Consider the following 24,924-nt stretch of genomic DNA (forward strand, 5'->3'; position numbering starts at 1 on the left):
CCAGGCGTTAACCTGCCATCTCCCTTTACCGAGGTCGCCCGTGGCTGCCGACATCCTTTCCTTCGCGCTCGCTCCCGGCCGGCAGGAGCAGAGTCCCACCGGCGATCCGGCGCCGCAGATCCCGGGCACGACGGCCCTCGACCGCGCCGGGAGCGCCCCGGCGGATGCCGCGCCCCGCCGACGCGTGCCGGCGGACGCGATCCTCGCCATCGGCCGCGGGATGCCCCACGCCGCTTGCCGCCCGGACGCGGCCCCCGCTCCCGTGCCGGCGCGCCGGCGGATGGAGCGCAAGCACAAGCTGATGCTGGTGACCGCCGCCGCGGTGCTCTACCTCGGCGGTTCTGAGGCGCACCGGACGTTCAAGCCGCGGGCCGTGCTGATCGAGGTGCCGAACGTCCGTACCAACGCCATCACGGCTTTGCCCCTGCGGATGCCGGCGGCCTGACCGCTCCGCCCGTTGCGGCAGCGCGAAAGCCGGTGCTATAGCGCCCGGCGGCCGTGACCCGGCCGCCGGGCCGTGTCGCGCCCGGTCTCCCGCTTGTCCGAACGGAGTGCCCATGTCGGTCGACGCCAAGACGGTCCGGCGCATCGCGCACCTGGCGCGGATCGCAGTCACCGACGACGAGGTGGCGCCGCTCCAGGACGAGCTCAACGCCATCCTGTCCTTCGTCGAGCAGCTCGACGCGGTCGACGTCTCGGGCGTCGAGCCGATGACCTCGGTGACCCCGATGGCGATGAAGAGCCGCGAGGACGTGATCACCGACGGCGGGCATGCCCGCGAGATCGTGTTCAACGCGCCTCTGACCGAGGACAACTATTTCGTGGTGCCGAAGGTCGTCGAGTAGGCTCGGCTCCGAGCAACCTCGACCTGCAGACCCTTTTCAGCGCACCCATGGCGGCCGACGGGCCGCGACAGGACGGACGATCGTGAGCACCAAGCCGGCAGAGCTGACCGACCTCACCCTGGCGCAGGCCCGCGACGGCCTGCGGGCGAAGGAGTTCTCCGCCCGGGAACTGGCGCAGGCCCATCTCGACGCGATGGAGAAGGCCCGCCTCCTCAACGCCTACCTGCTCGAGACGCCCGACCGGGCGCTCGCGATGGCGGAGGTCGCCGACCAGAAGCTCGCCGCTGGCGAGGCGCGACCCCTCGAGGGCCTGCCGCTCGGCATCAAGGACCTGTTCTGCACCCATGGGGTCGCGACCACCGCGGGCTCGAAGATCCTCGAAGGGTTCCAGCCGCATTACGAATCCACCGTCAGCCACAACCTGTGGCGCGACGGCGCGGTGATGCTCGGCAAGCTCAACCTCGACGAGTTCGCCATGGGCTCGTCGAACGAGACCAGCGCCTACGGCCCGGTGATCTCGCCGTGGCGGCGCCAAGGTGCCGACGGCAAGCTTTCCGACACGAAGCTCGTCCCCGGCGGCTCGTCGGGCGGCTCGGCTGCCGCGGTGGCGGCCCGCCTGTGCCTGGGCGCCACCGCGACGGACACCGGCGGCTCGATCCGCCAGCCGGCGGCCTTCACCGGGACCGTGGGCATCAAGCCGACCTACGGCCGCTGCTCGCGCTGGGGCACCGTCGCCTTCGCCTCGTCCCTCGACCAGGCCGGGCCGATCGCCCGCACGGTGCGCGACACCGCGATCCTGCTCACCTCGATGTCCGGGCACGACGACAAGGACACGACCTCGGTCGATATCCCGGTGCCCGATTTCGAGGCGGCGGTGAACCGTGGCGTCAAGGGCCTCACCATCGGCATCCCGAAGGAGTACCGGGTCGACGGCATGCCGGCCGAGATCGAGCGGCTGTGGCAACAGGGCGCCGAATGGCTGCGCGAAGCCGGCGCCAAGGTGGTCGAGGTCTCGCTGCCCCACACCCAATACGCGCTGCCGGCCTACTACATCGTCGCCCCGGCCGAGGCCTCCTCGAATCTCGCCCGCTACGACGGCGTCCGCTACGGCCTGCGGGTCCCGGGCAAGGACATCGTCGGGATGTACGAGCAGACCCGCGCCGCCGGCTTCGGCCGCGAGGTCAAGCGCCGGATCATGATCGGCACCTACGTGCTCTCGGCCGGGTATTACGACGCCTATTACGTCCGGGCCCAGAAGATCCGCACGCTGATCAAGCGCGACTTCGAGCAGGTCTACGCCTCGGGCGTCGACGCGATCCTCACCCCCACCACCCCGTCCGCCGCCTTCGGATTCGGCGAGAAGGCGAAGGCCGACCCGGTCGAGATGTACCTCCTCGACGTGTTCACCGTGACGGTGAACATGGCGGGCCTGCCCGGCCTCGCGGTGCCGGCGGGGCTCGACGCGCAAGGCCTGCCGCTCGGCCTCCAGCTCATCGGCCGGCCCTTCGACGAGGAGACCCTGTTCGCCGCGGGCCAGGTGCTCGAAGAGGCGGCGGGCCGCATCGCCCTGCCGCAGGCGTGGTGGGCGTGAACCACCCGACCGTCCCCTATTATCCGCCCTCCGTCTGGATCCTGGCGGCGTTCGATCCGGTCCTGATCGGGCTCGCGCTCTATCTCGGCTGGAAGGCGGACCAGTTCGGCAAGGTCGTGCTCGTCGCGATGATCGCGCTGGTCGGCTCGGTGCTGGTGTCCTGGGTGCTGACCGGGATCGGCGTGCCCTGGCCGGCGCCGATCGGGCGGGAACTCCCGACCTTCTTCCCGGTGCGCACCGGTGCGGCGCTGATCTACGCGATCATCGGCTACACCGCCCGGCGGGCGGTCGCGCCGCGCGCTTGACGCCCCCGCGCCGCCCTTTCTACTAGGCGCAACCTACCCCCCTCTCCCGTGTGGGAGAGGGGCCGGGGGTGAGGGTGGCGCGCTTCCGCAGAAGGCTCAAACCGTAGAGCTGCCAGCACAACGGTAGGAGTTTCATACGGAAGCGCGTGATCCTCACCCCCGGCCCCTCTCACCACACGGGAGAGGGGAGAATCGCTTGAGAGACCAGACCCTCATGAACGCTCCCGTGAACCCCAAGAAGCTGATCAAGGGCGCGCTGGGCGACTGGGAGGTGGTGATCGGCATGGAGATCCATGCCCAGGTCACCAGCCGCTCGAAGCTGTTTTCCGGCGCGCCGACCGCCTTCGGGGCCGAGCCGAACGACAACGTCTCGCTGGTCGACGCCGCGATGCCCGGCATGCTGCCGGTGATCAACCGCGAATGCGTCGCGCAGGCGGTGCGCACGGGCCTCGGCCTGAAAGCCCAGATCAACCACCGCTCGGTGTTCGACCGGAAGAACTACTTCTACCCGGACCTGCCCCAGGGCTACCAGATCAGCCAGTACAAGAGCCCGATCGTCGGCGAGGGCGAGGTGCTGGTGGATCTCCCCGACGGCGAGAGCATCCGGGTCGGGATCGAGCGCCTGCACCTCGAACAGGATGCCGGCAAGTCGCTGCACGACCAGTCCCCGACGATGAGCTTCGTCGACCTCAACCGGTCGGGCGTGGCGCTGATGGAGATCGTCTCGAAGCCGGACCTGCGCTCGTCGGAGGAGGCCAAGGCCTACGTGACGAAGCTGCGCACCATCCTGCGCTACCTCGGCACCTGCGACGGCGACATGGAGAAGGGCAACCTCCGCGCCGACGTGAACGTCTCGGTGCGCAAGCCCGGCGACCCCTTCGGCACCCGCTGCGAGATCAAGAACGTCAACTCGATCCGCTTCATCGGCCAGGCGATCGAGGTCGAGGCGCGGCGCCAGATCGCCATCATCGAGGATGGCGGCACGATCGACCAGGAGACCCGCCTGTTCGACCCGAACAAGGGCGAGACCCGCTCGATGCGCTCGAAGGAAGAGGCGCACGATTACCGCTACTTCCCCGATCCGGACCTGCTGCCGCTCGAATTCGACCAGGCCTTCGTCGATGGCCTCGCCGCCGGCCTGCCGGAGCTGCCCGACGCGAAGAAGGCGCGCTTCATCGACGCGTACGGCCTCTCGCCGTACGACGCGACGGTGCTGGTGGCCGAGCGTGCCTCGGCCGACTACTTCGAGGCGGTGGCCAAGGGCCGCGACGGCAAGATCGCGGCGAACTGGGTCATCAACGAGCTGTTCGGCCGCCTGAACAAGGAGGGCAAGGGTATCGAGGACAGCCCGGTCTCGGCGGACCGGCTCGGCGCGATCGTCGACCTCATCGGCGACGGCACCATCTCGGGCAAGATCGCCAAGGACGTGTTCGAGATCGTCTGGAGCGAGGGCGGCGACCCGCGCCAGGTCGTCGAGAGCCGCGGCCTGCGCCAGGTCACCGATACCGGCGCGATCGAGGCGGCGATCGACCAGATCATCGCGGCCAACCCCGACAAGGTCGAGCAGGCCAAGGCGAAGCCCACCCTGCTCGGCTGGTTCGTCGGCCAGACCATGAAGGCGACGGGCGGCAAGGCCAACCCGGCGGCGGTGAACGCCCTGCTGAAGGCGAAGCTCGGGATCGAGTAGAGCGCTGACGCCAGCCCTCCCTCGTAGAGGAGGCAGGGTCCAGAGAGCGTCGCGCCGCCCGCGGCGGATCGCCCTCGCCGCGCAGGCTCCCTTGCCGGTCCCGCCTCCGGCTCCATACCCTCGCGAGAGGCCCGCCGGCTCGATGGTCGGGCGGCCGCCCCTCGCGAGGCCGCATGCCCGACCTGTTCAGCCCCTTCACCCTGAAGGACGTCACGCTCCGCAACCGGATCGCGATGTCGCCGATGACCATGCACCGGTCGGTCGACGGGGCGATGGGCGACTACCACGTGATGCTCTACGGCTCGCGGGCGGCCGGCGGGTTCGGGCTCGTCTTCCCCGAACAGATCGCGATCACCCCGGAAGGGCGTACCACCACCGCCTGCGCGGGCATCTGGGACGACCGGCACGTCGAGGGCCTCGCCCGCGTCACCCGCATCATCCGGGAGATGGGCGGCGTGCCGGCAATCCAGCTCGGGCATACCGGGCGGAAAGGCAGCGAGCAGAAGCCCTGGGAGGGTAAGCTGCAATTGCCGCCGGACCATCCCGACGGCTGGCAGCTCAAGGCCCCCTCCCCGATCTCCTATGGCGGCCGCTACACCTATCCGGTCGAGGAACTGACGGTCGAGGAGATCGCCGCCATTCACCGGGCCTACGCGGAGGCCGCGCGCCGGGCCGTCGAGGCCGGGTTCGAGTGGCTGGAGATGCACTTCGCCCACGGCTATCTCGGCGCGAGCTTCTTCTCGCCCCTCGCCAACCAGCGCACGGACCGGTACGGCGGCAGCCTCGACAACAGGCTCCGGTTCCACCTCGAGGCGCTGGACGCCGTGCGGGCGGTGTGGCCGGAGCGCCTGCCGCTCACCATGCGTCTCGGCTCCGACGACCTCCACCCGGACGGCGTGCAGTTCGACGAGGCGGTGGTGGCGGTCGGCCGGATGAAGGCGCACGGCCTCGACCTCGCCGACCTGTCGATCGGTTTCAACACCGACCAGATGACCGATCCGCCCTTCGCCCGGATGTCGTTCATGGTCGAGCGCGGCACGCGGGTGCGGCGCGAGGTCGGGATCCCGGTCGGGGTGAGCTGGAATCTCGGCCTGCCGGCGGTGGCGGACCGGGTGATCCGCGACGAGCTGATCGACCTCGTCTTCCTCGGCCGGCCGGCCCTGTCGAACCCGCACTGGCCGGTCTGGGCGGCGCGGGAACTGGCGCACCCGGACCCCTTCGCGCTGGTGCCGGAGGATTGGGGTTGGTGGCTGCGCAACTTCCGCGCCCACGAGGACTGCATCGGCTGGCCCGCCCCGGCGGCGGTCACCGCCTGAGCGAAAAGGCGCGGGATGTCGGAGATCCGGGTGATCGGCGGACGTCCGGAATCGTGCACGCGAGACAGCCTTCGACAGGATGATTGTCCGGAACGTTGAGCCGTTTTCGCGTGATTTTTTTCAGTCGTTCCAACCGGCGCGTCTAATATTTTTTCGCGTGCCTTGCGCTCTGTCGCGATCTGAATTAAGTATGTGGAATCGATTGTTGGCCTGATTACCGAGCCTCTCCGCCGCCTCGTCGCTGGCGCATGCTCTGCCACTCGCTCCAAATCCGTCGATTGATCCGAGTCTTGGCGCTGCCGACGGCGTGCCGAGCTCCACCATGCGCTTGCAGATTATGGATACGACTATGACCATCGGCACCGTGAAGTGGTTCAACGTCCAGAAGGGTTTTGGCTTCATCCAACCGGATGACGGCGGCAAGGACGTGTTCGTGCACATCTCCGCCGTCGAGCGGTCGGGCATGCAGACCCTGTCGGAAGGACAGAAGGTTTCCTACGAGATGGAGACCGACCGTCGCAGCGGGAAGCAGTCGGCCGGCAACCTGCGCGCCGCGTAACGCTCCGGTACCGGGATGCGGATGGTTTCGTCCGCATCTCCCGCCCTGCGCCGCGGCGCAGGCCTGACCTCCATCGGATCATTTGAGTGAATTTTACGTTCAGTTCGCAATCTACTGGTGCGGCGATCGAGCCCGCGACCTTCCAGGTGCAGCAGATCTGGCAGCAGGTCGACGACCAGCGCCGCGACATCAGCCACCTGATCGACCGGACCTACCGTTACCATTCCGTCCGGGAGCTCCATTGGCATCTCGCCGACCGGTTCTCGCGCCCGATCCGCTCCCTCGCCCTGAGCCGGGTCTGAGCGATGGGCAAGTTCAAGGAAGCGCCGCTCGGCGACAGGCTGGGCTCGGCCGCTGCGGCCCGGCAGGCCGCCCTCGCCCGGTTCCAGGCGCGGGCCACCGAGGACGACCCGGCCCTCGCGGCGCGGCGCGCGGTGCGGCAGGCGATCACCGCGGCACGGACCGTCCGACTGGCCGAGCGCGAGGCCGAGCGAACCGCCCAGGAAGCTGCCCGGGTAGTGCAGGAGGCTGAGGCGCGGGCCGCGGAGGCGCGCCAGCGCGAGGCCGCGGCCGCCGAGGAAGTGGAACGTGCCGCCGAGGCCGTGCGGACGAATGCAGCGCTACAGGCTGACCAGAAGGCCGCGCGCGACGCCCGATACGCGGCCCGCAAGGCGCGCCAGCGCGGGTGAACGGCGCCCTCTCGCCGGATGTCGGAAGGAGTGGCGCAATGCTACACAAGTTCAAGCTGAATCAGCGCGTGCGGATGGTGCGGGCCGGATCGTCCGACAGCCATGCCAGCGACATGGATGCTTTCGAGGTCGTCCGGCTGATGCCGGAGGACCGCAGCGGAGAGGCCGCCTATCGCATCCGGTCGCGGATGGGCGAGCGCGCCGTGCGGGAGAGCGAGATCGTCGCGCTTCCCTGATGCGCCAGTGGACCGTCGAGACGGTCCGCTGCACCCGTCGAAGGCTCGACGATCAGTTGCAGCCTACCTTGTGCAGGCCTTCGAGTTGCCCCGTGCCGTCCATCCTTAAGGACGGTCGTGGAGCCGCGATCGACGCTGCCGGTGCGATGTCGCGGTGCTCGACGACGCCCTCGTGATGCTCGACCGCGATGGATCACGGTGGTTTCCTCGGCTATCCCCGAGGCCGAGAACCCAGCCAGGATGAGCGCGGCCGCGTCCCCGCACGGATCAAAGATAGACGGTCGGTGCTGGGCATGGTGCGCGTGTTCGTGGCCCTCCCGCAACAGGCGTCAAACCTTGCCGGTTTGCCGGCAATAAAGCGTCGCGCCCACTCGTTTGCCCTCAAGAGAGCCCCGGTCCGATTCGCGCGGGCGCATCCGATGGAATGGGCATGATCGCGGCCGGACGTCTGCTCCCTCTCCTGCGCATCCTGTCGCCCGTCCTCGGGCTCGCGGGCGCGAGCCTGCCGGCGGCGGCGCAGGTCGACCACGACGGTCAACTCTGGATCAACGCCACGGCCTTCGGCAGCATCGGATCGTTCGCGGTGTTCGCCGAGGTGCAGCCGCGCTTCGGCGAGGGCATCGCGAACCTCGACCAGCTCATCCTGCGGCCGGCCGTCGGCTGGAAGATCACCGACGCGGTCACCGTCTACCAGGGCTACGCCCGGGTCGAGAACACGCCGCTCGGGCAACGCGCCTTCGCGGAGGATCGCAGCTTCCAGCAGGTCGGCTGGGAGATCGGGACGGTCGAGCGGGTCAAGCTCTCGTCCCGCACCCGATTCGAGCAGCGCCTCCAGACCAACGGGCGGGACACGGGCTTCCGCCTGCGCCAGATGCTGCGCGCGGCGGTGCCGCTGACCGACGAGACGCGCGGCGTCGCCGCTCTAGCCTGGACCGAGGCCTTCGTCGCCCTCAACGATACCGATTGGGGCGCGAAGGCCGGCTTCGACCGCGTCCGCGCCTTCATCGGGCTGGAAGTGCCGCTCGCCGGGAAGTCCACTGTGGAAGTCGGCTACACGAACCAGACGGTCAACGCGCCGGCCTCCCGGGTGACGATGGATCACATCCTCTCGGTGAGTTTGTTCGTGCGGCAGTGAGCATTCGTACCGCTGAATGTTCAATTTGGCGCACGACGTTCCCACCCCACAAAGTCATTCCGGGCTCCGCGGCGCGGCCCCGGAATGACGTGGTGGGTATAAAAAGCCGCCAGTGAGCTTCGAGGGCTGAAGCTGAGCCATTACAGATAGCTCAGCACCGGATGCCGCCCTTGCCGCTTCAGCCCCACCATCCAGCGGCACGCCCCATAGAGCGGCAGGCTGAGGAAAGCCGCGATCAGCCAGAGCTGCGCCGGCGACCCGGCCTCGACCCGGCCGGACGGGCCGGCGAAGCCAAGGACCAGCGCGAGATGATAAAGCCCGCGCAACAGCCAGAGATGGACGACGTAGAAGAACAGCGGCGCGCCCCCGAACACCCGCAGCCAGGCGAGGCGCGCGGCCGGCAGCGCCTCGAACAGGGCAAGGAGCCAGAGCCCGAGGCCCAAAGTGAGCAGCAGGAAGCAGGCCGACGGCGGATACTTGGTGAGATTGAGGAAGGACAGGACCGTCGCCCCGATGGTCGGGCCGGCCTGCCAGGGCACCGGCTCGCCGTAGCCGTCGAGCCCCCGCAGCACCAGGAACCCGGCGAGCGCCGCCGCCCCGAGGGCGAGGAGCCGGCGCTGCCGGGCGAGGGGATCGAGGGCGAACCACGGCCCGAGGGCGTAGCCCGCCGCCGCGACGCCGATCCAGGGCAGCACCGGGTAGGAGGTGCGGGCCACACCCCAGGGCAGGTCGATGAGGCCGCGCTGGTGCAGGATCGACCACGGCACGTAGCCGGCCTGGCCCGGCGCCAGCACGATCCCGTCGAGGAGGTTGTGCCCGAGCATGATGACGAGCGCGACCGCCGCCAGGGCGGGGCGCGGCAGCCGCAGCAGGCCCGCCAGCGCGACCATGCTGAGGCCGATCGCCCAGATCACCTGCAGATACAGGACCGGCGGCAGGATCTTGCCCGTCCAGGCGAGGTTCACGAGCGTGAGCTCGAGCCCGATCAGAAAAAGTCCGCGAGTGAGGAGGAAGCGCGAGGCCGCGCCCGTGCCGTGCTTGCCCGCGTAGAGGCAGGCCGAGAGGCCGGTGAGCAGCAGGAAGACCGGCGCGCAGAGATGCGAGGTCAGCCGCGTCGCCACCAGGTTGGGGGCGGTGACCGCGAGGTCCATCGGGTCGCGGACCTGGGCGTGCAGGAAGAACGTTTCCCGGACGTGGTCGACCAGCATCAGCAGCATGACGAGGCCGCGCAGGGCGTCGATCGCGGCGATGCGCGGGGCGGTCGTGCGCGTAGATGTGGATGCTGCCGTCATGATCCGGTCTCGGTGGCGAGGCGGGCGAGGAGCCGGCGCACATCCGGCGGCGTCCAGATCGGGCCGCCGCGGGGCTTGCGCACCCCGCGCCGGGTCAGCGAGGCGGCGATGCCCTCAGGCGTTCCGCCGGTCTCGGCGGCGATCACCGCCAGGACCGGCGCGAGGTCCCGGCGGTAGCGCCGGGCGCGGGCGGCGGCGGCATCGCGGCCGGCATCGCCCTTGCGGAGCGCCACCATCAGAACCGCACCGACAGGGTGCCGGTGAACCGGCGCGGCGCTCCCGGATAGACCCGGAGCGCGCTGAGCGAGCTCTCGTAATACGTGGTGTCGAACACGTTCTCGACGTTCAGGCCGAACCGGACATTCTCCCAGCGGTAATAGGCGAGGGCATCGACCGCGATGTAGCCCGGCAGCCGGAAGCTGGCATTGGCGTCGCCGGCCCGCTCGCCGACGGCGCGTACGCCGCCGCCGAGGCCGAACCCCTTCCACGGCCCCTCCTGCACCTCGTGGATCGCGAGCAGGCTGCCCGAGTGGCGCGGCACGTTGATCAAGGGCGCGCCGACCGGCAGCACATTGTCCTTGGTGATTACCGCGTCGGCGAAGACGTAGCCGGCCAGGAGCTTGATCTCCGGCGTGATCTGGCCGGCCGCGGTGAGCTCGAAGCCCTGGCTGCGCACGCCGCCGGCCGCGAGCGAGAAGCCGGAATTATTGGGATCGGCGGTCAGCACGTTCTGCCGCTCGACCCGGAAGGCGGCGCCGGTGAGGCTCAAGGCGCCCCCGAACAGGTCGAGCTTGATGCCGACCTCGTAGCCCAGACCGCTCTCCGGCGCGAAGGGCCCGCTTCGCGCCGCCGCGAAGGCGTCGGGCCCGGTATTCGGCCGGAAGCTGGTGCCGACATTGGCGTAGAAGGAGAGCGCCTGTAGCGGCTGGTAGACGAGCCCGGCCCGGGGCGAGGCGGCGAAATGGGTCTGGTCGGTCTGGAGCCCGGTGGTCCGCTCCCGGAACGACTGCTCGAAGACGTCGAAGCGTGCCCCGACGAGCGCCTTCCATTCCGGATTCAGGCTGATCTGGTCCTGGACGTAGAAGGCCGTGTTGGTGACCTGCTCGAAGCCGTTGGTCTGGAAGGCGAAGGGCGGCAGCGGCCGGCCGTAGACCGGGGCGTAGATGTCGAGGGAATAGGGCGTCTGGCGGAAGCGCGAGCGGACCTGCTGGTAGCGGGCATCGGTGCTCTCGCGCTCGACGCCGAGGAGCAGGGTGTGGCCGATCCCGGCGGTGTCGAAGCGCCCGACCAGCTCGGCCTGCCCGATCGCCACGTCCCAGCGGTAGTTGCGCAGGTTGCGGTCGCGCAGGACGGTGCGGTTGTCGGCGGCGATCCCCCTCACCTCCACCGCCTCGCCGGTCAGCGCGCCGGTGTTGAAGGAGGTCGCGAGGCGCATCTGCCAGTCGGCGTCGAAGCGGTGGTCGACCCGCACCTGCATCATGTCGCTGGATTGGTGGATGCTCTGGCCCGGCTCGCCGAGGAAGCGGGAGATCGGCAATGCGCCGAGCTGCCCGTTGATCGCCACGATGCCGCGGTCGAACACCGCGCGGTTGCGCAGGAATTCGGTCTCGACCGTCACCCGCATGTCGGGCGTGACCTGCCAGCTCACCACCGGGGCGACGAGGAGCCGGTCGCCGTCGACGAAATCCCGAAAACTGTTCTGGCGTCCGGCGGCGAGGTTGAAGCGGTAGAGGAGCGTGCCCTCCTCGTCGAGGCTGCCTCCGGCATCGACCGTGCCGCGGGCCTGCTCGAACGAGCCCCAGAGTCCGCCCATCTCGACGAAGCGCTCCCGCGTCGGCTGCTTGGTGATGATGTTGACGAGGCCGCCCGGGTCGCTGCGGCCGAACAGGCCGCCGCCGGGGCCCTTCAGCACCTCGATCCGCTCGATGTTCTGGGCGTCCTGCTGGGGCGGGAACCCGCGGGCGAGGGGGAATCCGTTCTTGTAGATCTCGGCCGTGGCGACGCCGCGAACGGCGTAGCCGAGGGGCGAGAGGCCGCCGAAATTGTTCTGCTGCACGATGCCCGGCGTGTAGGCGAGGACCTGCTCGGCCCGCGTCGCCGCCAGATCGGTGATGACCTCGCGGGGGGCGACGGTGACGACCTGCGGCACGTCGCGCTGGGGCGTGTCCGTCTTGGTGCTGCTGACGGCGCGGTCGGCGCGAAAGCCCGGGGTCGGGCCGATGAGGCCGATCATGCCGGCGGCGGTCGTCGGGAGCACCGGCAGGCTCGGACCTGGCACGGGCGGGCGCGGGCCCTCCACCACGACCTCGTCGAGGGCGATGGTCTCCTGCGCCCGGGCCTCCGGCGCCGCGGCGCCGAGGACGAGCGCGGTCGCCAGGGTCGCGCCGTACCGACGCCGGTGGGGCGCCGGGTGAGCGGACGGAGCGCTGGGGGACGGCGGACGGCGTTTCACGGAGCGTACTCGACTGTTGCCGCGCGACGCGATCCGGGCGAGCGGCAGGCTGCGTCCGCGCGATCGCGCGGCGCAGGGCCCGAGCGCTCCTCCGGGCCGCACCGCCCGCGGGACGTGACCGCGCCGGAACGGCGCGCGCTCAAGGCAGGTCTCCTGGCTCGCGGATCGTCGGCTCCACCTGGCCTTCCCGGTGCAGGCGCACCAGTGACCGTCGGCGGCGGAACCTCTCCGCTCACAGTTGCGGGGGCAGCCCCGGTTTCGTCCCGTCGGGACTCACCGGGTTCCCTCTTCGCCCGCGGGCTCGCGCCCGGGGAACCTTGGCGGCACCATCCATGGCAGGCCGCCCGCCGGGGAGCAACATCTAGAAACGCAATGTAATAATGTTGCGATCGCTGTGTCCACAGGATCACACCGGCTGGTGCGGCCTTCGGGGCTCTACTCGCCGCGCAGGAAGGCCGCGGTCGCGGGATGCAGCCAGGCCGCCGGGACGGCCTCCTTCAAGTCGTGCGGATCGCTCGGCCGCTCATGCGGCAAGAGCCGGGCGAGGGCCGGCTTCGCCTTGTCGATCGCCGCGACGAGGCGGGTGACCGCGGCCGGGTCGAGGCCGGGCCGGCCGAGAACGAAGCTCCAGGATCCCACCGTCTCGATCGCCGCGTTCTGGCCCGGGAAGGTGCCGGGCGCGACGGTGATGCGCCGCAGGGACGGGCTCGCCGCCAGGATCGCCGGGATCGCCGCCGCCGCGGGGCCGAGGAAGCGGGCGCCGCCCGGCGCCTCCGCCATGCTCCGGAATCCCGGCCAGCCGGTACCACCGCCGAACAGGGCCGCCGCACGTCCGTCGTGCACCAGTGCCGGGCCGTCGCCGGCGTGCTCGAGGAGGATCGGACGGATGTCGTTCTCGGGGTCGATCCCGGAGCCGCGCAGGACGGTCCGGCCCATGGCGGTGAGGCCGGAACTCTTCGTGCCGAGGGCCACATTTTGCCCGCGCAGGTCGTCGATGCGCGTCACCGGGCTCCCCGCCGGCACCACGAACAGGCCGGGTGCGGCGTAGACCGGCGCGACCACCGTCACCGCCGGCGCGCCCTGCCCTTCGAGCGCTTCGTAGGCGTACTCGCCCTGGACGAGGCCGAGATCGACCTTGCCGTCGCGCAGGAGCGCCAGATTCTCGGTCGAGCCCTTGCTGGCGCGCAACTCCAGGGTGAGGTCCGGATCCACCTCCCGGAGCGCCGCCGCCAGCGCCGCGCCATAGGCCGGAAACCCGCCGCCGGGCGTCGCGGTGGCGAGGACGAGGCGCAGGGGCTCGGCGGCGCGGGGGGCGGGGATCGCGGTGAGGAGGGCGATGCAGGAGGCGGCGATCAGCCAGGGTTTCAGCATCGATTCTGATCCTGCATTCTCTCGACGGTTCTTGCCACCCGCCATGTCATTCCGGGGCCGCGCAGCGGAGCCCGGAATCCAGACACTCGGGTGATACAGGATGAAGCGGAATACGATCCGCTTTCTTCTGCACGACCTGCGGTTCTGGATTCCGGGCTCCGCTGCGCGGCCCCGGAATGACATGGCGGGTATGAGGAAGGGGGTTAGAGCTATACGTCAGTTCGCCGGAACCGGCACCGCCGCCTTCGCCGGCGCCACGTCCGGCTGGAGCAGCGAAACGGTGATCGCCCGGGTGACGTGCTCGGCCATGCAGCGATAGCCGAGATCGGCCAGGCGGAAGCCGGCGCCGGACTGCGCCGTGTCGCCCCGCGACTCGCCCTTGAGCGCGCTGATCGCCCGCGTGGCGAGGTAGCGCATCGCCTCGTAGCGCTGGACCAGGGGCACCTGCGCGCGCTCGGCGACTTTCTGGATCGCCTGGACGAACTGGCGGTAGTAATCGTCCTTGGCGAGGCTCGCGGTGTATTGCGGATCGACCAGCACCACGTCGATCCCGTGCGACTTGATCCAGGCGACCGTCTCGGCCAGCGACTGCGAGAAATCCTCGATGTCGACGCGGGCGAGCGCGTCGTTGCCGCCGACCTGCCAGACCACGAGGTCGGGCTCGATCTCCGCCACCTGGTTGCGCAGGCGCTCGGCCGCCCCGAAGGCGATCTCGCCCGAGACGCCGCGGCTCTCCACCGTCACCTCGATGTCGGGGAGCGAGCGGGTGAGCGCGTCCTCCAGCCGCACCGGGTAGGTGGCGGCGGTGCCGATGCCCCCGGAATTGGAGCCGATGGTGAGGACCTGGACCGCCCGGTGCTCGACCAGCGCCTTCTTCACCGCCTTGAGCTTGGCCAGCGTGTAGAGCTTGGAGCCCGGCACCCGGCACTCGGGGGAGAGGCTGGGATCGGGCGCGTCCAGGCCCGGCGCGGTCGCCTGGAGCGCCGGGATCTCGGCATGGGCCGGCTGGGCCTGGCCGGGTTGCACCTGTCCGGGCTGGGGCGTCGTCGACTGCGCCTGCACGGCGAAGCCGAGGCACGAGACCAAGGCGAGGCTCACGCCGCCGAGGAGGGACGGGGAGAGCGAGAGCGCCATTCGACGAACCATGCCGTGAAGGAGAGTGAGGCCAGCCCACATCCTACGACGAATAAGTCCGTCGCGAAACCTCCCCCGCTCCAGAAACGAATCAGCTGTGCACCGAGGCTGGCGACCGAGCCGACCGAGAACACCGCGAGCGAATTGCGCCCGAGGCCGGCGAGCTGGCGGGTGAGCCAGCGCGCCCGCGGCTGGACCAGGGCGAACACGCCCTGGAAGGCGAGGAGCACTCCGAGGAAGTGTATCAGCCGGGCCGGCGACAGGTAGGACTTGTCGAAGATGAAGAGCAGCCGCGGCTCCGGCACCGCCAGGGGGTCGGGGCGCAGGTTGAACCAGGACAGGACCGCGCCGACGAGCACGATGACGACCCCGAGCGGCATCAGCTTGCGGCGCCAGGCCAGGAACCGCTCCGAGCTGCGCCGCCACTCATGCGCGGCAAAGCCCAGCACCAGCAGCAGCTGCCAGCACAGCGGGTTGAAGAACCAGTGCCCCTCCACCGGCCAGCTCGGGATGTTGATCTCGAAGACCAGGCTCACGGCGTAGAGCAGGGCCGAGATACCGACCGCGAGGCCGAGATGCACCCGCGACAGCAGCACGAAGGCCGGCGCCAGCCCAAGCAGCACGACGTAGAGCGGCAGGATGTTGAAGAAGCCGAGCTGGTGCAGCAGCGTCACCCAGCCGACGGTGGCCTGGATCGGGTCGCTGAAGATCGGCCCGGCATTGTGCCACTCCACGAGCAGCGGGTTGTCGAGGTAGAGCGCCGCCCCCGCCAGCATCGCCAGGGCGATCGCGGTGATGACGAGCTGCGCCCGGTACACCTCGACCATCCGCGAGACCAGCCGCAGCACCGTGCGGGCGGCCGGCTCCGGCACCCCGTCGCGCCCGCGGGTGGCGATGCCGATCGACCAGCCGGCCAGGAACACGAACAGCTCGGCCGCGTCCGAGATCCCGTACTGGGAATAGGTATAGTTCTGGAAGACGTTGCCCGGGATGTGGTTGATGAAGATCGTGATCAGGGCGATGCCGCGCCAGAAATCGACCGCATTCGGTTCACGCATGAGGCTCGTGGTCCCTTTTGCCGGCCTGCGGACGTCCCCGGACCGATGGGGAGTGCCTGTCGTCGTTGAATTTAGCCCATGAGGAGGCCACCGCGCATCTCCCGCGCGGCGGCCGTCCGGGATCGTGGAGGGCGCCCTGCCCTACTTCACGATCCGGTCGAGGCGGTTGTTGACGAAGAAGTACAGCTCCTTCGCGCCGGGTTCGGTGTAGAGCACCTGGACCTCGCGCTGGCCGCGTCCGCTCTCGCCGACGAGCACGTCGGTCGGCGGCTTGCCCTTCAACCGCACCAGCTCGCACTCGGCGATGCCGGGGGCGATCTCGGTCGCGGTCGCCGGGACCGATCCGGTGCAGCTGCCGTCCTGCGCCAGGACCGGGCCCCAGCTCGGAGCGAGCGGCGGGGGCGGCTTGACCGGGGTCGCGAGGTTCACCGGCGGGGCGGCCCGGTCGGTGCTGCTGCAGCCGGCCAGAGGAAGCGCCGCCGAGGCGAGTCCCATCAGGGCGATTCCGATCACCGTCCGCCGCATCGTGCCCCGCCCGTCATCGTCCGTCGTTGCCGCCCTGCCGCGCGGCTAGGGCCGTCTCGTAGAGGCGGAGCGCGTCCCCGCGCAAGGCCGCCCGCGAGGCTTTGCGGAAATAGAACATGTGGCCGCCGGGATAGACCGACAGGGAGAGGCGCGGCTCGCGACCGTAGGGCGGGATCTGGTCGAGGATCAGCTTCGAGGCGAAATAGGGGGTGACGAGGTCGGTGTAGCCGTGGGCGACGAGCACCCGCATCGCTCCGTCGAGGGCCAGCGCCTGGCGCAGCTCGCTCACCACCTCCGGCGGCGAGCGGCCGCCGCCCCAGTTCCAGCTGCCGTTGACCGCGTTGCTGAGGAGCTCGTAGCGCAGGTTCGGCACCCGCCAGTTCAGGGTGCGGGCGGTGAGATCGACGATGGCGCTGGTGAGCGGCGCCTGCATGGCGGTGAGGATCGGGTCGGCGAAGCGGCCCTGAGCCGCGCTCGGGTCCGGGTCCCAGCCGGTGACGCCGGTGTCGTAGGCGCTCGACACCCTCCCTGAGTCGCGGTCGGCCTCGCGCTGATAGCTCGATCCGGCGACCCGACCGGCCTGGCGGCGCACGAGCGCAGGATCGAGCCCGGTCAGCGCCGCGACGCGCTCGGTCATCCGCTCGGTGGCGGCGGCATCGGCGGGCCCGCGCAGGAGATCGGCGAGATAAGGCCCGGTGGCGTAGGCCTCGGCCTCCCGCATCCGGGCGGGGTCGGGGGTCTGCCCGCGCCGCTCCAGGCCGGCCGCGGCGAGCGAGGGCAGCCGCGTCACCGCGCCGAGGGGGTTGTGCCGCGGCGGCTGCAGATAGCCGAAATCGAGCACCGGCGAGAGCAGCACCAGCCCCGAGAGCCCGACGCCGACATCGTCCTGGAGCTTGCGGGCGATCAGCGGCCCGCGAAAGCCGCCATAGCTCTCGCCGAGGAAGAATTTCGGGGAGGCGAGCCGGTCGTTGGTCCGCAGCCAGCGGGCGATGGCGGCCGACAGCACGGCCGCGTCGCTCTCCACGCCGTAGTAGCGTTTCCCGTCATCGCCGGCGGCGCGGCTGTAGCCGGTGCCGACGGGATCGATGAAGACGAGGTCGGTGAAGTCGAGCCAGGTCTCGTCGTTCGGGACCGCCACCGGCGGCATCGAGGGGCTGATGCTCGGGCCGTCGAGCGGCAGGCGCCAGGGCCCGACCGCCGCGAGGTTGAGATAGGCCGAGGCCGCGCCCGGCCCGCCGTTGACCGCGAAGGTGACCGGCCGCCCGCCCGCCTCGCGCGCCGGCAGGGTGAAAGCCGTGAAGGCGATCTCGGCCTGGAGCTTCCCGGATTCGTCGACCAGCGGCAGGCTGCCGGCGACCGCGGTGAAGCTGAGAACGCGGCCGTCTGAGAGCGTGAGGCTGTGCTGGGTGGTGGCGTCGGGCGGCAGGCGCCGGCCTTCCGGCTGCCGGGGTTCCTGACGGGTTTCCTGGCGATTCTCCTGCCGGGCCGTTTGCGCGACGAGCGGCGCGGGTCCCAGCAGCAGGGCGGCCGCGAGCGCGAGGATGCGGGTCGTGAAGCGGGTCATGACGTCTCCTCGCGGGCCGTGGCACTGGCTCGTCCAACGATATCCGCACCATCCCATTCCAAGGATCCGGCGCGGGATCCCCTCTCCCGAGTGGGAGAGGGGTAGGGGCGATCGAAGATCGCGCAGGGTGGCTCGGGCTCAGAATAAGACACCGAGCGTTGAGCTGCGCAGCTCTACCCTGAGAGTCTAATTCTGAAACCGAGCCACCCTCACCCCCGGCCCCTCTCCCACACGGGAGAGGGGAGAAGTGCTCCGTCCTGATCGGCACGGAGCAGGTCAAACTTGCATCACGCCTTCTTCTGCCAGCGGCCGCGCTCGTCCTGCTGCCAGTAGGCGACGCTGTGGCCGGCCTCCTTGGCGCCGCGCCACTGCTCGCGGGCATGCAGCAGGGCGTCCTGGTCGGTGCCGTCGAACAGGATGCAGATGCGCTGGTAGGCGCCCGCGTCGTCGGGCAGGGCCGCGCCCTCGACCAGGAAGCGGATCGAGGCGCCGTTCGGGTTGGCGTCGCGCAGGGTCAGCACCACCGGCTGGGTGGCGCAATCGGGGTCGCGGTCGGTACCGTGGGGCAGGAAGCTCTCCTCCGAGAACACCCAGAGGTGGTCGTCGAGGGCCTGGAGGCGCTCCTCGCTCGTCGCCTGCACGGCGACGCGCCATTGCCGCTCCAGGGATTTCTCCAGGAGGCTCGGCAGCACCGTCTCCAGGGACTGGCGCTGCATGTGGTAGAACAGGATCTCGGTCACGGTGCTCACGACATAGGGCGTCCCGGTCCGGACGGCAGCGGCCCGGGATGCGATGTCCGGCTTCAGGCTTTCGCCGCCTCCTGTGCCCGCGCCAGTAGTGTCACCAGGTCGCAGCCGGCATAGAGGTCGTGGGCGACGCCCGCCGCCCGCAAAGGGGCCTCCAGCTCGCCCGGCTTGCCGGCGAGGAAGAGCGTGGTGGCGCCGGCCGCCTTCAAGGCTTCGGCAGCCGGGACCGCCTCCTCGGCGTAGACCGCGTCGGAGGAGCACAGGCAGGCGAGCGTCGTGCCCGACGCCCGGAAGGCCTCGACCATGGCGGCGTGATCGGAAAAACCCTCGTTCGTCACAGCCTCGATGCCGCCGGCCTCGAAGGCGTTGCGGGCGAAGGTGGCGCGGGTGTTGAAGGCGCTCAAGGGTCCGAGATTGGCCAGGAAGACCCGCGGGCGCCGGCCGGTGCGGGCCAGGATCTCGTCGGAGGCCTCGCGCAGGGCCTCGTAGGGTTCGGCGAGGCGCCGGGACGGCAGCGCGCCCTCCGGCAGGGCGTCGGCGGCCGGGGCCGGGCTGAGCACCGCCACCGGTGCCTCGTGCAGGTCCGGGAACTCGCTGGTGCCGGTGATCGGCTGGCGGCGGGTGGCGAGATCCTTGTCGCGGGCGTCCCGCAACGTCGAGAGGCGGCCGGCGAGGGCGCCGGAGCGCAGGCTCTCGGCGATCCCCCCTTCCCGCTCGATCGTCTGGAACTGCGCCCAGGCCTCGGCGCAGAGCGCGTCGGTCAGCGCCTCGAAGCCGCCCGCACCCGCGGCCGGATCGGCGACGCGCCAGAGATTGGCCTCGTCGAGGAGGACGTGCTGGGTGTTGCGGGCGCAGCGGCGCGCGAAGGCGTCGGGCAGGCCGATCGCCGCGGTGAAGGGCAGCACCGTGATCGCGTCGGCGCCGCCCAGGCCGGCCGAGAACACGGCGGTCGTCGCCCGCAGCATGTTGACCCAGGGGTCGCGCCGCGTGGTGCTGCGCCAGGCGGTCTCGGCGTGAAGGCGAATCGGCGCCGGCGTCAGGCCGCAGGCCTCCTCGACCCGCGCCCAGAGGCGGCGCAGGGCCCGGGTCTTCGCCACCGTCAGGAACTCGTCGGCATCGGCCACGAGCAGGAAGGCCAGGGCGGCGCGGGCGCGCTCCAGCGAGTGCCCGCCGGCCTCGAGCGCCCGCAGGGTCGCGAGCGCGCCGGATAGGAGGCAGGCGAGTTCCAGCGCCTCGCCGGCGCCGGCCTCGTGGAAGGGGCGGCCGTCGGCCAGGAAGGCGCGGCCGGAAAACCCCTGCACCTCGACCTCCCGCAGGAGGTCGGCGAGGCCGGGCCAGGACGGCACGGTGCCGGTCGCGGCCTGCACGGCGACCGGATCGAGGCCGAGATCGATGTCGAGGGCGGAAAGATCGTCGCCGCGGGCCTTCGCCAGGGCGAGGAGGGCCCGGGCGGCCTCGGGCGCGACGGCCCCGGCATCGAGCCGCAGGCCGATCAGCGGCAGCATCACGCCGTCGAGCGCCGCCTCCAGGGCCTGGGGCCCGGCAAGACCGAAGCCGCGGGCGGCGGGGCTGCCGGCCATCACCAGGGTCAGGGCGTCGGCGCCGCCGTCGAGGTCGGTCAGGGCGAGCGCATTGGCCTCGGCGGCATCCGGATGGTCGACCCGCTGGCTCACCCGCCAGCGTCCGGGCGCCGCACGGCCGGGCTGGGGGGCGGCCTCGGCCGGCGGATAGAGCGGCTGGACCGGGATGCCGTCCGGCGTGCGGCGCACCAGCCGCTTGCCGAAATCGGCGCCCTTCAGCACACCGTCCACCAGGGCACGCCACTGCGCCTCCGTGGCGGCCGGAAACGCGGCGGCGAGCGTCGTATCGTCCATGGCGGGTCCTCGTGGCGCGGGTCGTTTCCTGACCACGACATAGCCGCGCGACCCGCCCATGGTCGAGTGCCGTTGCGGGGACGTCGGCCCCCTTTCGTCAGCCGAACACGATCAACCCGGCAAAGCCCGCCGCACCCACGATGATGCGCCACCAGGCGAACAGCGAGAAGCCGTGCCGGGAGACGTAGTTGAGGAGCTTGCGGACCACGAACAGGGCCGACAGGAACGCCACCACGAAGCCGATGGCGATCAGCCCGACATCGTCCTTCGACAGGTTCTTGTAGTTGTCGAGCAGGTCCTTGGCGAAGGCGCCGGCCATGGTCGGCATGGCGAGGTAGAACGAGAACTCGGTGGCGGCGCGCTTGCCCGAACCCATCAGCATGGCGCCGACGATGGTGGCGCCCGACCGCGACACGCCGGGGATCATCGCCAGGCACTGGAACAGGCCGATCTTCAGCGCCATCGGCAGCGAGAACTGGTGCACGTCGTCGTATTTCTGCTCGATCTCGGTCTCGTCGATGACGAGGAGCACGAGGCCGCCGGCGACCAGCGTGGAGCAGATGATCCAGGGATTGAACAGGTAGAACTTGATGTACTTCGAGAACAGGCCGCCGATGATGGCGGCGGGCAGGAACGCGATCAGGATCGCCAGGATGAAGCGGCGGGCGGTCGGATCGCTCGGCGCGCGCACCAGCAGGTCGAGGAGCTGGCGGAAATAGACTCCGACGATCGCCAGGATGGCGCCGAGCTGGATCAGCACCTCGAAGGTGTTGTTGGGCGATTCGAAGCCGATGAAGTGGCCGACGAGGAGCTGGTGCCCGGTCGAGGAGACCGGGATGAACTCGGTCGCGCCCTCGACGAGGGCGAGCAGGACGGCCTTGCCGATGCTGGCGACGTCCATCACCGCGCTCCCCGCTCGGAGATCATGCCACGCGCGGGCCCGCCCGCCCCCCAGATCGCCGTCGTCATGTCGTCTGCTCTCGTGGTCGCGCCGCGGGCGGTCGCGACCGCGTCCGGCGGAGATTGGAAACGGGCCCGGCGTCGTGCCGCGCTCTCGCCGGCGGTCCAGCGCCACCTCTATGGCAAGTCTGTGGTGGAGTGCCTGTGGTGAAGGGCGTGCCGGGATTCTCGGTGTCTCTCACGAAACTCCCGATCACCGTCGTCGCCCGTTGTAGCGACGTCAGCGCGGCGGGAGTTTCGTGAGGTGCACCCACCCTCTCGGCGGAGCCTCGCACCAACAAGGTTGAGGCTCGGTTACCAGCCCGCACCACCCGTGTTAAGGATGCCGAAAGTTTTCTATGAACCGGTGACCGGACGTTAATCACGTCCGGGCCAATCCTGACGGACACGACCCACCGCGAGCCGACCTTCAAGGCCAGCCAACAGACGAAGCGCGAAACGGCCCCGCATGGCGACGCTCCACCATTCCTCGTTCTGCCCGCATTCCCGCTTCGTGCGCCTGATCATGGCCGAGATGGGCATGGAGCCCCAGCTCGTCGAAGAACGCCCGTGGGAGCGGCGGGAGGATTTCTTGATGATGAACCCGGCCGGCACCACCCCGGTGCTGGTCGAGGAGGGCGGGCTCGCCGTGCCGGGCGGCGGCATCATCGCCGAGTATCTCGACGAGACCCGGGGCTTGGGGCTGGGCGGGTCGCGGCTGCTGCCGGAATCCCCCGCCGCACGGGTCGAGGTGCGCCGCCTCCTCGACTGGTTCCTGCAGAAGTTCGACCAGGAGGTGACCGGCTACCTCGTCACCGAGAAGATCCACAAGCGCTTCATGACCTCGCAGCACGGCGGCGGCCCGCCGGACATGAACGCGATCCGGGCGGCGCGCAGCAACGTGCGCTACCACCTGAAATACATCGGCTACCTGATCTCGCGGCGGAACTGGCTGGCGGGCAGCCAATTGACCTATGCCGACCTCGCCGCCGCGGCCCACCTGTCCTGCGTCGACTACCTCGGCGACGTGCCGTGGGACGAGGACGAGACGGCGCGGAACTGGTACGCGCGGGTGAAGTCGCGCCCCTCCTTCCGCAGCCTGCTCGCCGACCGGGTGGCCGGGATGGCCCCGGCCGATCATTACGCGGATCTGGACTTCTGACGCCCAAAGCCCCGCTCACCTCTGACGCCCTTCGACGTTTCCTCGAGACCCGCGCCCGGGTGCTGGGCTTCGACACGCTGGCGATCACCCGGCCCGACGCGGTGCCGGCTCTGCCCGAGCGCCTGGCCGCCTGGCTCGCCGCCTCGCGCCACGGCACGATGACGTGGATGGAGGAGCGCACCGGGGAGCGGGCCGATCCGGCGCGGCTGTGGCCGGAGGTGCGCAGCATCGCGATGCTCGGCGTCAATGCGGCTCCGGACGGCGACCCGCTGGCGGCGCTCCAGGAACCGTCCCGCGGGTCGATCGCCGTCTACGCGCGGCGGCGCGACTACCACGACGTGATCAAGGGCAAGCTGAAGGAGCTGGGCGGTGCCTTCGCGGCCAAGGCCGGAGCCAGGGTCAAGGTCTTCGTCGACACCGCGCCGGTGATGGAGAAGCCGCTCGCCGCCGCCGCCGGACTCGGCTGGCAGGGCAAGCACAGCGTGCTGCTGTCGCGGGATTTCGGCAACTGGCTGCTGCTCGGCGCCATCTACACCACCGCCGAGCTGCCGGTGGACGCGCCCGAGGGCGACCATTGCGGCCGCTGCCGGCGCTGCCTCGACGCCTGCCCGACGAACGCCTTCCCGGCGCCCTACCAGCTGGATGCGCGACGCTGCCTCGCCTACCTGACGATCGAGCATGCGGGGCCGATCCCGCCGGAATTCCGGGTGCCGATGGGCAACCGGGTCTTCGGCTGCGACGATTGCCTGGCGGTGTGCCCATGGAACAAGTTCGCGACCGCCACCCGGGAGACGCGGCTCTTCGCCCGCGAGGACCTGGCGGCCCCTCCCCTCGCCGAGCTCGCCCGGCTCGACGAAGCGGGGTTCCGCACGCGCTTCGCCGGCACGCCGATCAAGCGCACCGGGCGCGACCGCTTCCTGCGCAACGTGTTGATCGCCGTCGGCAATTCGGGGGACGAGGCGCTTGCCGGCGAGGCGGCGCGCCTGCTCGGCGACGCCTCGCCCCTGGTGCGCGGCATGGCGGTGTGGGCGCTCGCCCGCCTCGGGCGCCTGCCCCCCGCCCCACCGCCCGACGAGAGGGATCCCGACGTGCTGGCCGAATGGGCCCTGGCGAAAAACTCGGGCGTCCAGAGGGCGAGCCCTCTGGCGGGTGCAGGGCGGCGCCCTGCATAAGACGGCATCTCCCGTGAGACAGGGCTTTTGAGCCGCATGAACCTGTTCGTCTTCGGGCTCGGCTACACGGCCGGCCATTTCGTGTCCCGCGAGCGCGCCCGTTTCAATCGCGTCACGGCGACCCGCCAGGCGCCCGCCGCCATCGACGGCGTGACGCTCCGGGTGTTCTCGCCCGACGAGACCGATCCGCGCATCGCCGACGACCTCGGCCGCGCCGACGCGATCCTGGTGTCGATCCCGCCGGATTCCGGCGCCGACCCGGTGCTGGCGGCCTTCGCGGGCGCGATCGCCGCCGGCCCGGCGCGGTGGATCGGCTACCTCTCGACCATCGGCGTCTACGGCGACCAGGGCGGCGCCTGGATCGACGAGGCGACGCCGCCGGCGCCGACCCACCCGCGCACCCGCGACCGGGTGGCGGCCGAGGAATCCTGGCTGGCGCTCGGTGCGCGGACGGGCAAGGCGGTGCAGGTCTTTCGGCTGTCGGGGATCTACGGGCCGGGCCGCAACGCCTTCGAGAAGCTGCGCCAGGGCAAGGCGCAGCGCGTCGTCAAGCCGGGCCAGGTGTTCAACCGCATCCATGTCGACGACATCGCGACCACGCTCGCCGCCTCCCTCGACCGGCCGCGGCCCGGGGCGGTCTACAACGTCACCGACGACGAGCCGGCCCCGCCCCAGGACGTGACGGCCTTCGCGGCCGAGCTCGCCGGGCTGCCGCTGCCGCCGGCGGTGGATTTCGACACGGCCGATCTGACCCCGATGGCGCGCAGCTTCTACGGCGAGAACAAGCGGGTGCGGAACCGGCTGATCCGGGAGGAGCTGGGGGTGGATCTGGCCTATCCGACGTATCGGGAGGGGTTGCGGGGAGTGATGTAGGGGGCAATCTGCTGCTCGCGCATCTGCTCCTATCCTCCCAACGGCATTGCTATCCTCCGCGTCATGTATGGACGGCCCCCGTTTCGCAAGGGTTTGTGAGCATCGGTTTGAGCCAGTCGGTTCAGGAGCAGTCATGTATCCGGCCTCTGATGCCGTCGTGCCGCCGCGGTTGATGCGACGAGGACGACGGCGGGCCACCAAGGGGTGCGCACAAGCGTTCCTTGCGAAGAACCAGGCTCCCAACATCCCGACGCGCTGTGACGCGCGATGACGTGGCGGAGTGTCCTGGTCCCAGGTCCCTCATCCTGCTCTGGCCTTGGCCGTGCTTACAGCTCCTTGCTCACCGAAGGTCGCGTCCCGCCGCTCCTCAAGCGGCGGCGGGACGCGACCGGCCTGCCT

25 protein-coding genes and 1 riboswitch are annotated in these 24,924 nt (G+C 70.6%); of the genes, 14 read left to right on the forward strand and 11 right to left on the reverse strand.

All coding sequences use genetic code 11. The features are described 5' to 3' along the window. Positions 1 to 40: 40 nt before the first annotated feature. From BM430_RS17035 to BM430_RS17080, 11 genes are all read left to right on the forward strand, one after another. Positions 41 to 445 carry a hypothetical protein gene (locus BM430_RS17035; RefSeq protein ID WP_093568432.1) on the forward strand — a complete coding sequence of 135 codons (405 nt, stop codon included), beginning with the start codon at positions 41 to 43 and terminating at the stop codon, positions 443 to 445. Between the two features lie 112 nt (positions 446 to 557). Continuing rightward, complete coding sequence (gatC, locus tag BM430_RS17040) at positions 558 to 845, forward strand: Asp-tRNA(Asn)/Glu-tRNA(Gln) amidotransferase subunit GatC (RefSeq protein ID WP_093568433.1); 288 nt, start codon at positions 558 to 560, stop codon at positions 843 to 845. 82 nt (positions 846 to 927) lie between these two features. Further along, positions 928 to 2,436 carry an Asp-tRNA(Asn)/Glu-tRNA(Gln) amidotransferase subunit GatA gene (gatA, locus tag BM430_RS17045; RefSeq protein WP_093568434.1) on the forward strand — a complete coding sequence of 503 codons (1,509 nt, stop codon included), beginning with the start codon at positions 928 to 930 and terminating at the stop codon, positions 2,434 to 2,436. After that, positions 2,433 to 2,741 (forward strand): hypothetical protein, encoded by a 309-nt coding sequence (locus BM430_RS17050; protein ID WP_093568464.1) that lies wholly within the window; start codon positions 2,433 to 2,435, stop codon positions 2,739 to 2,741. The genes gatA and BM430_RS17050 overlap by 4 nt, the downstream gene beginning before the upstream one ends. Positions 2,742 to 2,955: 214 nt before the next feature. Continuing rightward, positions 2,956 to 4,428, forward strand: coding sequence for an Asp-tRNA(Asn)/Glu-tRNA(Gln) amidotransferase subunit GatB (gatB, locus tag BM430_RS17055; protein ID WP_093568435.1), 1,473 nt, complete (start codon positions 2,956 to 2,958; stop codon positions 4,426 to 4,428). Positions 4,429 to 4,601: 173 nt separating this feature from the next. Next, on the forward strand, positions 4,602 to 5,744 hold the full coding sequence (locus BM430_RS17060; protein WP_093568436.1) for an oxidoreductase: 1,143 nt from the start codon (positions 4,602 to 4,604) through the stop codon (positions 5,742 to 5,744). 349 nt (positions 5,745 to 6,093) lie between these two features. Further along, positions 6,094 to 6,303 (forward strand): cold-shock protein, encoded by a 210-nt coding sequence (locus BM430_RS17065; protein ID WP_093568437.1) that lies wholly within the window; start codon positions 6,094 to 6,096, stop codon positions 6,301 to 6,303. An 86-nt stretch (positions 6,304 to 6,389) separates the two neighbouring features. Next, positions 6,390 to 6,605: a hypothetical protein gene (locus BM430_RS34060; protein WP_143132058.1), complete on the forward strand. Its 216-nt coding sequence runs from the start codon at positions 6,390 to 6,392 to the stop codon at positions 6,603 to 6,605. A 3-nt stretch (positions 6,606 to 6,608) separates the two neighbouring features. Next, entirely contained in the window at positions 6,609 to 6,992 is a 384-nt protein-coding gene (locus tag BM430_RS17070; protein WP_093568438.1) for a DUF6481 family protein, read from the forward strand. Between the two features lie 38 nt (positions 6,993 to 7,030). Beyond that, on the forward strand, positions 7,031 to 7,228 hold the full coding sequence (locus BM430_RS17075) for a hypothetical protein (RefSeq protein WP_093568439.1): 198 nt from the start codon (positions 7,031 to 7,033) through the stop codon (positions 7,226 to 7,228). Positions 7,229 to 7,658: 430 nt separating this feature from the next. Then, the gene (locus BM430_RS17080) at positions 7,659 to 8,363 is read left to right on the forward strand and encodes a DUF2490 domain-containing protein (protein ID WP_093568465.1); all 705 of its coding nucleotides are present in this window, start codon (positions 7,659 to 7,661) and stop codon (positions 8,361 to 8,363) included. Between the two features lie 140 nt (positions 8,364 to 8,503). On the opposite strand, the gene BM430_RS17085 is transcribed toward BM430_RS17080, so the two are convergent. The 11 genes from BM430_RS17085 to BM430_RS17135 all read right to left on the reverse strand — a co-directional run bounded on the left by BM430_RS17085 (position 8,504) and on the right by BM430_RS17135 (position 21,280). Then, a complete protein-coding gene (locus BM430_RS17085) occupies positions 8,504 to 9,655 on the reverse strand; it encodes an acetyltransferase domain-containing protein (protein ID WP_093568440.1) in 1,152 nt (383 codons plus the stop codon). Continuing rightward, positions 9,652 to 9,891 (reverse strand): hypothetical protein, encoded by a 240-nt coding sequence (locus BM430_RS17090; RefSeq protein WP_093568441.1) that lies wholly within the window; start codon positions 9,889 to 9,891, stop codon positions 9,652 to 9,654. Before BM430_RS17090 ends, BM430_RS17085 begins: the two co-directional genes overlap by 4 nt. Then, on the reverse strand, positions 9,891 to 11,888 hold the full coding sequence (locus BM430_RS17095; RefSeq protein WP_244539521.1) for a TonB-dependent siderophore receptor: 1,998 nt from the start codon (positions 11,886 to 11,888) through the stop codon (positions 9,891 to 9,893). The genes BM430_RS17090 and BM430_RS17095 overlap by 1 nt, the downstream gene beginning before the upstream one ends. A 344-nt stretch (positions 11,889 to 12,232) precedes the next feature. Then, a riboswitch (cobalamin riboswitch) is annotated at positions 12,233 to 12,442 on the reverse strand. Positions 12,443 to 12,542: 100 nt separating this feature from the next. After that, the gene (locus BM430_RS17100; RefSeq protein ID WP_093568442.1) at positions 12,543 to 13,478 is read right to left on the reverse strand and encodes a TAXI family TRAP transporter solute-binding subunit; all 936 of its coding nucleotides are present in this window, start codon (positions 13,476 to 13,478) and stop codon (positions 12,543 to 12,545) included. Between the two features lie 216 nt (positions 13,479 to 13,694). After that, entirely contained in the window at positions 13,695 to 14,612 is a 918-nt protein-coding gene (locus tag BM430_RS17105; protein WP_093568443.1) for an SGNH/GDSL hydrolase family protein, read from the reverse strand. Next, on the reverse strand, positions 14,573 to 15,670 hold the full coding sequence (locus BM430_RS17110) for an OpgC family protein (protein WP_093568444.1): 1,098 nt from the start codon (positions 15,668 to 15,670) through the stop codon (positions 14,573 to 14,575). Before BM430_RS17110 ends, BM430_RS17105 begins: the two co-directional genes overlap by 40 nt. A gap of 141 nt (positions 15,671 to 15,811) precedes the next feature. Further along, entirely contained in the window at positions 15,812 to 16,195 is a 384-nt protein-coding gene (locus BM430_RS17115; RefSeq protein ID WP_093568445.1) for a hypothetical protein, read from the reverse strand. Between the two features lie 13 nt (positions 16,196 to 16,208). Next, positions 16,209 to 17,759 (reverse strand): S10 family peptidase, encoded by a 1,551-nt coding sequence (locus tag BM430_RS17120; protein WP_093568446.1) that lies wholly within the window; start codon positions 17,757 to 17,759, stop codon positions 16,209 to 16,211. Between the two features lie 287 nt (positions 17,760 to 18,046). Further along, positions 18,047 to 18,499: a DNA polymerase III subunit chi gene (locus tag BM430_RS17125; RefSeq protein ID WP_093568467.1), complete on the reverse strand. Its 453-nt coding sequence runs from the start codon at positions 18,497 to 18,499 to the stop codon at positions 18,047 to 18,049. A 62-nt stretch (positions 18,500 to 18,561) separates the two neighbouring features. Continuing rightward, entirely contained in the window at positions 18,562 to 20,379 is a 1,818-nt protein-coding gene (locus BM430_RS17130; RefSeq protein WP_093568447.1) for a methylmalonyl-CoA mutase family protein, read from the reverse strand. A 97-nt stretch (positions 20,380 to 20,476) separates the two neighbouring features. Continuing rightward, positions 20,477 to 21,280, reverse strand: a complete 804-nt coding sequence (locus BM430_RS17135) for an undecaprenyl-diphosphate phosphatase (RefSeq protein ID WP_093568448.1) — start codon at positions 21,278 to 21,280, stop codon at positions 20,477 to 20,479. 507 nt (positions 21,281 to 21,787) lie between these two features. Between BM430_RS17135 and BM430_RS17140 the strand changes: the two genes are divergently transcribed. From BM430_RS17140 to BM430_RS17150, 3 genes are read left to right on the forward strand one after another with little or no spacing between them, the layout of a single operon-like run. Beyond that, entirely contained in the window at positions 21,788 to 22,480 is a 693-nt protein-coding gene (locus BM430_RS17140) for a glutathione S-transferase family protein (protein WP_093568449.1), read from the forward strand. A gap of 59 nt (positions 22,481 to 22,539) precedes the next feature. Further along, positions 22,540 to 23,652 (forward strand): tRNA epoxyqueuosine(34) reductase QueG, encoded by a 1,113-nt coding sequence (gene queG, locus BM430_RS17145; RefSeq protein WP_177303076.1) that lies wholly within the window; start codon positions 22,540 to 22,542, stop codon positions 23,650 to 23,652. 36 nt (positions 23,653 to 23,688) lie between these two features. Further along, positions 23,689 to 24,525 carry an SDR family oxidoreductase gene (locus tag BM430_RS17150; protein ID WP_093568450.1) on the forward strand — a complete coding sequence of 279 codons (837 nt, stop codon included), beginning with the start codon at positions 23,689 to 23,691 and terminating at the stop codon, positions 24,523 to 24,525. Positions 24,526 to 24,924 lie beyond the last annotated feature (399 nt).

The sequence above is a fragment of the Methylobacterium sp. 174MFSha1.1 genome (assembly GCF_900116815.1).
In the GTDB taxonomy this organism is placed as follows: domain Bacteria; phylum Pseudomonadota; class Alphaproteobacteria; order Rhizobiales; family Beijerinckiaceae; genus Methylobacterium.